The 11,479-nt window shown below is 50.8% G+C and carries 11 protein-coding genes; 6 read left to right on the plus strand and 5 right to left on the minus strand.

All coding sequences use genetic code 11. The features are described from left to right. The first annotated feature begins 2 nt into the window (after nt 1-2). From Q4E64_RS04330 to Q4E64_RS04340, 3 genes are all read left to right on the plus strand, one after another. A complete protein-coding gene (locus Q4E64_RS04330) occupies nt 3-449 on the plus strand; it encodes a hypothetical protein (protein ID WP_303166474.1) in 447 nt (148 codons plus the stop codon). Beyond that, entirely contained in the window at nt 449-685 is a 237-nt protein-coding gene (locus Q4E64_RS04335) for a hypothetical protein (RefSeq protein WP_303166475.1), read from the plus strand. Before Q4E64_RS04330 ends, Q4E64_RS04335 begins: the two co-directional genes overlap by 1 nt. Before the next feature lie 315 nt (nt 686-1,000). Beyond that, on the plus strand, nt 1,001-1,942 hold the full coding sequence (locus tag Q4E64_RS04340; protein ID WP_303166477.1) for an asparaginase: 942 nt from the start codon (nt 1,001-1,003) through the stop codon (nt 1,940-1,942). A 222-nt stretch (nt 1,943-2,164) separates the two neighbouring features. On the opposite strand, the gene Q4E64_RS04345 is transcribed toward Q4E64_RS04340, so the two are convergent. The 5 genes from Q4E64_RS04345 to Q4E64_RS04365 all read right to left on the minus strand — a co-directional run bounded on the left by Q4E64_RS04345 (nt 2,165) and on the right by Q4E64_RS04365 (nt 8,657). After that, nucleotides 2,165-3,172, minus strand: coding sequence for an ABC transporter substrate-binding protein (locus Q4E64_RS04345; RefSeq protein WP_303166478.1), 1,008 nt, complete (start codon nt 3,170-3,172; stop codon nt 2,165-2,167). Nucleotides 3,173-3,330: 158 nt separating this feature from the next. Next, nucleotides 3,331-4,374 (minus strand): ABC transporter ATP-binding protein, encoded by a 1,044-nt coding sequence (locus tag Q4E64_RS04350; RefSeq protein ID WP_303166479.1) that lies wholly within the window; start codon nt 4,372-4,374, stop codon nt 3,331-3,333. Nucleotides 4,375-4,392: 18 nt separating this feature from the next. Next, nucleotides 4,393-6,066 (minus strand): iron ABC transporter permease, encoded by a 1,674-nt coding sequence (locus Q4E64_RS04355; RefSeq protein WP_303166480.1) that lies wholly within the window; start codon nt 6,064-6,066, stop codon nt 4,393-4,395. A 175-nt stretch (nt 6,067-6,241) separates the two neighbouring features. Next, nucleotides 6,242-7,279, minus strand: a complete 1,038-nt coding sequence (locus Q4E64_RS04360) for an ABC transporter substrate-binding protein (RefSeq protein WP_303166481.1) — start codon at nt 7,277-7,279, stop codon at nt 6,242-6,244. 295 nt (nt 7,280-7,574) lie between these two features. Then, complete coding sequence (locus Q4E64_RS04365) at nt 7,575-8,657, minus strand: FkbM family methyltransferase (RefSeq protein ID WP_303166482.1); 1,083 nt, start codon at nt 8,655-8,657, stop codon at nt 7,575-7,577. 119 nt (nt 8,658-8,776) lie between these two features. Here Q4E64_RS04365 and Q4E64_RS04370 point away from each other — a divergent pair, with 119 nt between their 5' ends. The 3 genes from Q4E64_RS04370 (at nt 8,777) to Q4E64_RS04380 (ending at nt 11,227) form a co-directional block, all read left to right on the plus strand. Continuing rightward, a complete protein-coding gene (locus tag Q4E64_RS04370; protein ID WP_303166484.1) occupies nt 8,777-9,145 on the plus strand; it encodes a metal-dependent transcriptional regulator in 369 nt (122 codons plus the stop codon). A gap of 196 nt (nt 9,146-9,341) precedes the next feature. Further along, the gene (locus Q4E64_RS04375) at nt 9,342-10,334 is read left to right on the plus strand and encodes a sirohydrochlorin cobaltochelatase (protein WP_303166486.1); all 993 of its coding nucleotides are present in this window, start codon (nt 9,342-9,344) and stop codon (nt 10,332-10,334) included. Between the two features lie 89 nt (nt 10,335-10,423). Continuing rightward, nucleotides 10,424-11,227, plus strand: a complete 804-nt coding sequence (locus tag Q4E64_RS04380) for a sirohydrochlorin cobaltochelatase (protein ID WP_303166487.1) — start codon at nt 10,424-10,426, stop codon at nt 11,225-11,227. Nucleotides 11,228-11,479: the final 252 nt, after the last annotated feature.

Raw genomic sequence — 11,479 nt, forward strand, 5'->3', positions numbered from 1 at the left:
CTATGTGGTTAAAACTTGGCACCAGAGGCGACCCTAGAGTTATTTATTTTATGATAGCTTTTGCTGTATTTTTGGGGTTGCGTGGCGCTTATTATAAATTATATGATTTAAATAATGGGCCTGAAAAACAAAAGTTAATAGTTCGAGAAGTAGATATGGTGATGCCTATAACTGATGAGATTAGATTGCAACGTACAAAGGTTACAGAACATATAGGAGGTAGTAGGGATTTTGAAGAAACTTTATTTACAGCTTTAGATAAAGAAGAAGTATATTATTTGTTTAAAAAGAATGCCGAAAACAATAATTGGCAAGCTGTGGATAATGGGCAATATTTTGTCAAAGACAATATGAAGATGAGCTTTAAGTACGTTGATGTTTCAGAGTATAATAACGCTAAACACTTAATAGGGAAAACTATTTTTAGAATTAGAGTGGAGATAAAATAGTGAGTGAGCAAGTTTTAATTGCAGGCAGTATTGGCGTTTTAGTGTTGGTAACTATCTTCACCAAAATAAATATTTTGCCAAAAAAGTATTTTTCCATTTGGTATAATGCTACATTTTTTGCGTATGTCTACTTCTGCTTTAAATATGACTATTCTCATTTGTTAAGTAAAGGCATGATGGTGTATGGCGGTATAGCATTATTTTGCGGTTTTGTAGATTGGCTACGTAAAAAGTAAATACACTGTACGCGCCATTCCCCTCGCGAAACGCGATAGGAAAAGAATGTTCGCTTTAATTCTTCGCTGTAAATTTATCTGCATTATTACATTGCCGTAAAAGGGAAGGAGGCTCGCGGTATTAAATGAATATAAGAATGTATAGTTTGTCGTTTAATAACGCTGGCAGCCTGACGCTGAACGCGCAAGGCACGCTGCTGAACCGTTCTTCGGATATTGAAAGCCAGCAGCAGATTACGCAGCTGACGGGCAGGCAGTATTTAGAAAATTACGGCAGCGACATGGAGCAGTACCACAACAACGAGAGGTGCGTTTATGAAAAATATTCTTATGCTGGGAACCGGCGGCACCATCGCCTGCGTTCCCTCTGCCGACGGCCTGGTGCCGCAGCTCGACGGCGATGCTTTGCTGCAGCTGGTTCCGCAGCTCGACGGACTCTGCCGCATCGACTGCCGGCAAATTATGAATCTCGACAGCAGCAATTTAGAACCCCGCCACTGGCAGCAAATGGCCGAAGCTGTCGCTCAAAATTACGACGCTTACGACGGCGTCGTCATTACGCACGGTACCGACACCATGGCCTACAGCGCCGCCGCCCTCAGCCAAATGCTGCAAAATTGCCGCAAGCCTGTTATCTTTACCGGCGCGCAGCTGCCCATACAGGCCGCCGGCAGCGACGCGCCCGCCAATGTGCTGCACGCCTTTACGGCCGCCTGCAGCGACGCGCAGGGCGTTTGTCTGGCTTTCGGACGGCAGCTTATTCACGGCAGCTGCGCCAGGAAGCTTTATACCCAAAGCTTTGACGGCTTCGGCAGTATTAACCGCCAGCCTTTAGCGATTTTTGCCAGCGGCGTTCTGCTTTGGCAAACGGAAGAGCATCACGGCGGCGGTTGGGGCAGCGGCGCTTTCAGCGTCAACACGAAATTGGAAACTAAAGTAGCCGTCGTTAAAATTCTTCCCGGCACAACGCCGGACATTCTGGATTTTTATTTGCAGCAAGGCTACAAGGGCTTGATTATCGAAGGCTTCGGCGCGGGCGGCGTGCCCAACGGCGCCAATAACTGGCTGCCGCAGCTGCAAAAAGCGCTGCAGGCAGGCGTAAAAATAATTTGCGCCACGCAATGCCTTTACGACGGTGTACATTTAGACGCCTACCCCATCGGTGTGCTGGCCCAGCGGTTAGGCGCGCAAAGCGCCGGCGCCGCGACAATCGAAGCGGCGGCAGTGAAGCTGATGTGGGAATTAGGACAAGAGTAAGAAAATTTCCTGCACTAGCTTCCAGCGTTTTCCACCTCACTTATCCACTTATCCTCAAAAGTTATGCACACTGTGGATAACTTCTGCTGCAAAATGTGGATAACTTTGTAAAAGCGTGGGATAAGTTCTCATAACAAGCAGAAAATTAAAAACGAAAGGGCCTGCCGCCCCGGTCACTACAACCAAGAGCGGCAGGCTCTGTTTTTTGTACACGCTATCTCTTTAAGACGCGGAAGCCTGCAGCCATTTGCGGATAATCTCGCTTTTATATCCGGCGGTCCAGCTCAAATCGTCCACCGGCACATGCACGTTGCCGATAAGCTCGCGGCGGCCGTCGTTATAAGGATAATTCTTTACGTGCCACATATAGTGATAGCCGTGCCTGGGCAGCAGCTGTTCGCCCGCGTCGCTCATCAGATAATCGAGAAAACCGCGCGCCTGCTCCGTATGCGGCGCGCTCTGCATAATGGCCGCGCCAGTCAGTATCATGCGGTTAGCGTCCTTCACTACGGTAGCAAACAAATGCCGGTGCCGCGATTCCATCAGCAAAGCGTAATCCAGGGGCACAACAGCCACGGTTTTTTTACCAATGTAAACCAAATCCACAGCCTCGCCGAAGCCCGCCGTATACTGCGGCTTTTGCGCGTTCAGTTTCGCGGCGAACCGCAAGGCCTCGTCCCGGCCCCGCATCTGCCAGACGGAAGTCAGCATGCCGTAGCTGACGCCGCCCAAGGAAAAATTTGCCATGGCCAGCTCGTCCTTCAGCTCCGGCGCGAGCAGCTCGTCCCAGGTTTCCGGCGCGTACAGGCCGTAAGCGTGCAGATTATTTTTATTGCTCAACAGCGCGATGTAGCTCAGGTACAGGCTGGTCCACTGCCCCGTCCTGTTGCGCAGCTCCGCCGGAACCTTATAGGATTCTTTTGCCAGATACGGCTGCAAAATATTTTGTTCGTCCGCCAGAAAATATTCTTCGGAAGTGCCGCCCAGCCACACGTCGAATTTATGCCGACGCAAATAATCGAAGCGCTCCTGCTGCGTGCCTCCCGGCAAATAGCTGATATGCACCTTCGTCCCCGTCGCCTGGCTGTAATCCTCGGCTATGATTTCGGTAAGCTCCTTGCCCATGCTGCTGCACAAAGCCAGCTCCTTCTGCGGCTCCGGCGCAGGCTTATCGCTGCCGCAGCCCAGCGCCAGCAACGCAAGCAGCAGGCAGATAAATAGCGCTATCAAGCGTCTGTTGTTCAAGATTAAAATCCGCCTTTCGTTTATCGTTATCTTGCTATCCTCAAGATAGTTAAGCCTTTATGTAATTATACCACGCCTGCTAAAGATTACACAAAAAAAGAAGAGCCCCTTTGCGGAAGCTCTTCCTGAAATTTTACGAAGCTTTATTTTTCAAAAACCATTACGCGGTCAAAGTCCAGATATACCTTAGCGCCGTCGGGAATGGAATCCAAATCTGCGCCCTTAACGATAACGCGGATAATATGGTCGCCAACCTGAACGCGATAATCTACGGAATCGCCCAAGTAGAAACGGTGCGTCAGCTGACCCTCCAGCTGGCCGCCGTTCAGGGACATAGTGATATTTTCCGGACGCACGGCGATAGTCGCGTCGCCCGTTACCTTGCTGGTGTTGGCGAAGGATACGTTGGTCCCTTTTAAGAATACGCGGTCGCCCTTGGCTTCGCCGTCCATAAAATTAACCAGGCCGATGAAGTCCGCAACCATTTTATTAGCGGGCTGCGTATAAATTTCGTGCGGCGCGCCGATTTGCTGCACCACGCCCATGCTCATTACGACTACGCGGTCGCTCATCGCCATGGCTTCGCCCTGGTCGTGGGTTACGTAGACGACGGTGATGCCGGTTTTCTTTTGGATTTCCAAAATTTCAAAACGCATGGACTCGCGCAGCTTGGCGTCCAGGTTGGACAAGGGCTCGTCCAAAAGCAGCAGGCCGGGCTGGGCAACCAAAGCGCGCGCCAGAGCTACGCGCTGCTGCTGGCCGCCTGATAATTGGTTGGGATAACGCTTGCTGTATTCGCCCAGATGCACCAGCTCCAGCATTTCCTGCACTCTGCGTTCGCGTTCTTCCTTAGGCACTTTTTGAATTTTCAACGGATAGCCCACGTTGTCGGCCACGGTCATATGCGGCCACACGGCGTAGGATTGGAACACCATACCGATGTCGCGCTTTTCGGGCGGCGTGAACGAACCCTTCAGCGAAGAGCTTACGCACTGGTCGCCGATGTAAATTTCACCCTCGGTCGCGCGTTCAAAGCCGGCGATCATGCGCAGCGTCGTAGTTTTGCCGCAGCCGGACGGTCCCAGAATAGAAACGAATTCGCCGTTTTTGACAACCAAATTAAAATCGTTGACGGCGGTTACGGCGCCGAAACGCTTAAATACATGCTCAATTCTTACCTCAGACATTTATTTATTCACTCCTTGTTAAATACCTACGTTGCCCTTGGAAACTTTATTCAGAATCAGGTTGCCAATCAGGACGATCATCAAAATGATTACGGACAGCACGGAAGCGTTCTGCGTGTCGGCGTAGGTCTGCAATTCATACAGCAGAACGCCGATGGTTTTGGTGTCGCTGCCATACAGCAGCAGGGACATGGTCAGCTCGTAGAACGACGGCATGAAAATCAGGAACCAGCCGGCGATTACGGACGGCGCAATCAGCGGGATGATGATATCCTTGCAGCAGCGCAGCCAGTTAGCGCCGGAATTCAGCGCCGCTTCTTCCAGAGAAACATGTACCTGGCTCAACGCCGCGGCGATGGTGCGCACGGACATGGTCATATATTTTACCAGGTAGCTGACGATGATAATCCACATGGTGGAATAAAGGTTAAGGCCAAAATTACCGCTGAAAGTGATAATCAAAGCTAAAGCGATAACGATGGAAGGAGTAGAGCCGCCGATAACTACCAGCAGGTCGGGGATGCTGCGGCCCTTAATCTGAGTTTTAACGGCCAGGTAGGCCACGAACAAAGCGACCAGCGTGCCGATGGTGGCGGCGATAACGCCGTAAATTACGGAATTCCAGACGCTTTCCATATATTGCGCGCTGGTGATTACCGGAATCCAGGGCTCGATGCCCAGATTGCTCCAGGTGATGGGCTTGGACATGGATTTAAGGAAGGAGGTCAGCACGATGGAGCCCAGGGGAATAATTACGGCAATCGCGCCGTACAGGCCGACCGCGCAGAACGCGGGCCATTTCCATTTGCCCAGCTCGACGATATTCGGGCGGGTGGACTTGCCGGAAATCGTGGTGTAATCCTTGCGGCCCATCATCCAGGTCATACCCATGAGCAGGAAGTTGGCGATAAACATCAGTGACGCGGCCAGAGCCGTGGAATCGCGCACGCCCGCGTCGTCGCCCATGTAAATATAGGTTACGATACGCGTCGTCATAACTTCAATATTGCCCGGCATACCGACGATGGAGGGGATACCGAAGCAGGAGCCTGCGGCGATGAATACCAAAAGGCCGCCCGCCAAAATGGACGGAGCCATCAACGGTAGCGTCACGTCGAAAACGGTGCGCAGGGGCGAAGCGCCGGATACGCGGGCCGCTTCTTCCAGCGTGGGGTCCATTTTTTCCATCGCGCGGGAAATCGTAATGAAGGCGAAGGGCGAGTAGAACAAAGTCAGCACCCACGCCAGTCCCCAAAACGTATAAATATCGAATGGCGCGGTTTCCAAACCGAAAATAAATTTGAAAATATTATTCAAATAGCCGACGCTGGGATTCAAAAGCTGCACCCAGGCGATAGCGCCGACATACGGCGGAATCATGTAGCTGGAAACCAGCAGCGTGCGGTAAGCTTTTTTGCCGGGCATATCGGTACGGCCGACCAGCCAGGCCAGCGGGAACGTGATGATAACGCTGGCGACCATAACCATCAGGGACAGCTCCACCGTATTGGTGAGCGCCCGCCAGTTTACGTCCGCGCTGTAAACGTTGCGGTAGTTTTCTAAATTGATAGCGCCGTCCTTCATAACGCTGTCGAAAAGTAAAATCCCCATGGGGAAAATTACGAAGTACAGCAGCAGGATAACGGACAGGGATATGACGATTGTTTTGCTGTTAATACGTGATGATAGCATGGAAAGTAATGTTTCTCCTTCCCTCAAAATTTAAAGCAGCTAAAATTTTCTCCGTTTTCTCCATTCGGATAAAGGCAGGAAAAACAGGGAGCGCCGCGCGTCCCTGTTTTCCTATAAAATTACCTTGTTATACTTTACAGGAGCTTATTGGATCGAGCCAAGCCCGCCCAAGCTTTTATTTATCCATAACTCTCTTACGGAATTCTTCTTTAATCTGGGCGTTGTTGTCGGCCAGTTTTCTCCAGTCGACCTTAATCTTGCCGTCGGTCAAAGTCTTGGTAGCCGGAGCGCCGAGGGGCTCTTTAACGTCGCCGCGAACGGAATGCATCCAGCCTTTAACTACGGCTTCCTGACCTTCTTTGGACAGCCACCAGTCAACCAAAGCCTTAGCGCCTTCGGGATTCTTGGTGGTGTTGAAAATAGCGATCGGGGAAGGAACCTGGATAACACCGTCGGTCGGGTAGGAAACCTTCAAGGGTTCTTTCTTGGTGTTAGCCAGCTTCAGAATATTTTCTTCCAGAATCATAGCTGCGGCATATTCGCCGGTCAGCAATTTATTTTGGATAGCGGAGTTGCCTTCTTCAACGCGGATGCCGTTAGCTTTCAGCTTATCGAAATATTCCCAGCCGTATTTGTCGGCCAAAGCGCCTACCGCTACATAAGCGGTGCCGCTCAGCATCGGGTTAGGCATAGCGATTTTGCCTTTCCATTTCGGGTCGGTCAAATCCTGCCAGGTCTTCGGCGCGTCTTCGGCTTTCAGCTTGTCGCCGTTGTAAGCGATAATCATATTGCAGACGCGTACTGCGTACCAGGCGCCGTCGTCCGCTTTATCGTTAATCAAATTAGCTTCTTCTTTGGATTTATAAGGAAGCAGCAATTTTTGGTCGTTCAGTTTCAGATAATAAGAAGGATCGGCAACCATCAATACGTCGGCCGCAATCTTCTTAGCTTTAATTTCGCCGGTAATCTTGGTAACTACTTTTTCAGTGCCGCCCTGGAACCAGTTAACCTTCATATCGGGGAAAGCTTTGGACACGTTAGGCTTGCACATATTGTCGATAATGTCGGGATAAATAGAGGTATAAACCATCAATTCGCCCTTCACGCCGCCGCTCTTGGCGTCGCCTTTTTTATCTCCGCCGCCGCAGCCGGCCAAAGCTACGGACAAAGCCAGAATTGCAGCTGCGCCAAGCGCCCATTTAGATTTTTTCATTTACATACACTCCTTTTTTCTTATCAACTTCGATATCCAATTCACTGGTGTAAATAGCCTTCTACACCTTTATTTAACAATTCGCTAAAGGAGTTTGTTTACCTGCTTACACTTTACATAAATTTAGTCAAAATTTAACTTTTTGTGTCACATTAACGCTTATTGGATAGACATTCCACCGTCAAATTACATTTGACGTTTTTCGTCCTACATGGACTTCATGCGTCCCGCGTTTTGTTAATTTTTTAAGCGCGGCCCGCGCCCGCTTTTCGCAAACGGCGGACGCGCTAAACTTTTACAAAGTGCAGATGAAATTCAATTCCCAGGCGGGGACGTAAGGGTGCTTGCGCAAATAAATTTTATATTCCGGGACGAGCTGCCACAAGAGCAGAGGCAGGCGGAAAATATCCGCGTCGTAATGATACGCCGCCAAAAACATTTTAGGTTTAAATTGCGCAATCGTTGCGCGTCCGCCGGCGATGGCCTGCGCTTCCGCCCCCTCGACGTCCATTTTGATATAGGAAACGGGGCGTCCCGCCGCCACTTCGTCAATGGTCGTCACCGCTACGGATTTTTTGGCCGCGCCCACAAAGGTAGACTGCCTGCCGCCGCTGTCGCTGAAGCTTAACGCGCCCGCGCAGTCCCAAATACCGCTTTCATAAACTTCTACCGGCAGCCCGCGCGACACCAGAGCCTCCGCCGTCTGCCGCAGCTTAAGGCAGTTGCGCCTGTCGGGCTCCACCGCCAGCGCCAGCCGCCAGCGCCAATCCGTCAAACGCCCCAGCTCCTCCAGGGTGTCGCCGTTATACGCGCCCAAATCGAGATAAATTTCATCCGCTCCCGGCTTCAGCAGCGTGCGCAAATCCTCCTCGCGCTCGGTGGCGCAGCCGAATAAATATTGCAGCTTGCCGCTCACTTTATAATTGAGGACGTCGGCGAAAACTTTACGCGACCAATCGTCCGCCAGCTTATCGTACACGCGGCGCAGCTCGCTTTCATATTTAGCCAGCCAGGCGAAGCTTACGGTTTCGCGTTCGTCGAACAAGGGCAGGTGCGGCGCGACTGCCTGCCCCTCGGCGTCCAGCCGCGCGAAACGCGCCAGCACCTCCGGCCTTTCGCTGGCGAAAGCGACGACGATTAGCAAATCGTTTCCCAGGCGCGCTTTTAAAGCGTCGTAACGCTCCACGGTAAAGCCGCGGAACTGCTGCCCGCGTACAAATTCGTCGCTGGCAAAAACGCCCGCAACTTTAACGCCGCTCGCTTCGCACCAATCCAAAATTTTATCCGCGCCGTTGCCCATGCCGTAAAGGACGACGGGCTTCGTCGTATTTTTTAAAACCTGCCACACGCTTTCTTTTTCCGTAATAAAATCCAGCATAATTATCCTCCGCCGTAACGATTATTTCTTTTATTATACACTATTGGCTAGTGACTGACGCGTCAAAATATGTTAAAATTATCTTAATTCAACTTTCAAACTTATCGGAGGTGATTCCTATGCCACTTTTGGAATCCGGCGAAAATTATTTGGAAATGATTTTAATGCTTACGCAAAAAAACGGCAACGTCCGTTCTATTGATATTGCCGACGCCATGGGCTTTACCAAAGCCAGCGTCAGCCGCGCCATGAGTATTTTAAAGCGCGACGATTACATTATCATGGAGCCCGACGGCGCTATCCGCTTGACGAAGGCAGGACAGAAAAAAGCGGCCGCCGTTTACGACCGCCATGTAACGCTCACCCGCTTCATCAACGAAAAGCTGGGCGTCGACGAAGAAATCGCCGAAAAAGACGCCTGCCGCATCGAGCACATCATCAGCCCGGAAACCTTTGCGGGCATCAAAGCCATGCTGGCCGAAAAATAAGCGACCAGCCCTTAACAGACTGCTTTACGGCAGCCTGTTATTTTTTGTCTAAATATATAATAGCACCAATTCTCATTACTATTGACATGCCATTTATTAGTGGTATAATTTTAAGAAGCGGGGTTGATAAATATTGTTTGATATATGCGTATCCCCGCTCCAACATATTTTGTTCTTACAAAGGAGTGTTTTGGTTATGAAATCTTTAAAGAAATTTGCGATTACCTCCATGGCCTGCGCTGCGCTGCTGGGCTTCGCCGTTACTTCCCACGCCGCTTACCAGCTGAGCGATGAAGTAAAGGACGCTACTCCCGCTCTGCTTCAAGCCTCTCAAATTGGCGTAAAGACCAATGTAAATAAAGATTTAGCCAACCTGCCGGATAAAGACGCTATTTTAGTTCTCAGCTTCGGCACCACCTTCAAAGACAGCCGCGCTAAAACCATCGAAGCGACCGTCGACGCAATTAAAGCCGCCCATCCCGGCGTAAAGGTAGTTACCGCCTTTACTTCTCATATTATTATCGACCGCATCAAAGCCAACGAAGGCCTGGATATCCCCACGCCGGAAAAAGCTTTGGAGCAATTAAAAGCAGAGGGCTACACCCGTATCGCCATGACCTCTCTGGACATTATCCCCGGTATGGAATATACTTATAAAGACGCAGTTTATAACCTGCACAAAAACGATTTCAAAAAAATGACCTTCGGCACGCCGCTGATGTACTGGCAGGGTCAGGAGGGTCAGGACGACGATATTACCGCCACCATGCAGGCGCTGTCCACCCAATTCCCCAAGCTGGGCAAGAAGGACGCCGTTTTGATTATGGCTCACGGCACTCCCCATCCGGCTAACGCTTATTACGCAGTAATGCAGGACCGTTTGAACGAGCTGGGCTTGAGCAACGCTTTAATCTTCTCCGTAGAAGGCTGGCCGCATCTGGATACCGTAATGCCGCAATTAAAAGCCAAAGGCGTGAAGAACGTAACGCTGATGCCCCTGATGATGGTTGCCGGCGACCACGCCAACAACGATATGGCGGGCGACGAACCCGATTCCTTTAAATCCATTCTGGAAAAAGAAGGCTTCAAGGTCAGCGCTTACATCCACGGCCTCGGCGAAAACGCGGAAGTGCAAAAACTTTTCGTAGAAAAAGCAAATCAAGCTTGGGACGCATTGCAAGCCGAATAATTTTCCGTCCGCATAAACTTGCGCTCCCCGTCCGCTTTCGGGCGGGGAGATTTTTATATAATGAAATTATTTTTTAACGAGGTGCAAGCATGACCAAAAAAGCCCTGGTAGTTATCAGCTTCGGCTCCACCTTTGACGAAACGCGCCTGAAGGATATCGGCGGTATCGAGCAGGCGCTGGCCAACGCCTTCCCGGCCTACGACCAGTACCGGGCGTTCACGTCCAACATCATCCGCAAGCGTTTAGCCGAGCGCGGCGTTTTAGTCGACGATACGGAAACCGTTTTGCAAAAATTGCAGGCCGCAGGCTACGAAGAAGTAGCGCTGCAGCCCACGCACCTGCTGCACGGCGAAGAATTTGAGCAAAAGGTTTTGGCGCTCAAGGAGCGCTTTCACGAAGCTTTCCGCAGCATTATTATCAGCCGTCCGCTCATCGTTTCCGAAAACGATTATCAGCTGGCCGCCGCCGCGCTCATAGCGCAGCTGCCGCAGCTGGGCGCGGACGAAGGCGTAGTTTTTATGGGCCATGGCACGCCGCGCAATAACAACCGGGCGCATGGCTGCACTTACGTAAAATTGCAAAGTATTTTCGACGCCATGCAGCAGCCCATCGTCATCGGTACCGTAGAGGATGAGGACAAGCCTAATCTGGACGACGTGCTGACCCAGCTCAAGGCGCGCCGCTACAAGCACGTCCATCTCTATCCTTTAATGGTAGTCGCCGGCGACCACGCCAACAACGATATGTACGGCGACGAACCCGACAGCTGGAAATCCCAGATTGAAGCTTTGGGCGTTGCCACTACCGGTCATTTGAACGGCATGGGCCGCTACAAAAGCATCCAGGCCTTGTACATCCAGCACGTGCTGCAAGCGTTGGCGGAAGCGCGCTGAAATTTTATGGTGAACGCTCTTTTGGGGCGCGATTCGTTCCAGGAAAGTGCGCCGAAAATTTATAACGAACATTTTCCTCAGCGCGTTTGGCGAGGGGAATAGAGAAAATTTGATTTTTAGATTAGGAAGAATATGCGCTTGCCTGTAAGCGAAATTGCTGTTATACTAAAATCAGTAATTCTTTGACAACTAAAAAAGCAGTAAGCGGCGGCCTTCCCAAAGCGCGCCGCGATTACGATGAGGAATTTCTTT

This window comes from Phascolarctobacterium sp., assembly GCF_030531065.1.
GTDB lineage: Bacteria > Bacillota > Negativicutes > Acidaminococcales > Acidaminococcaceae > Phascolarctobacterium_A.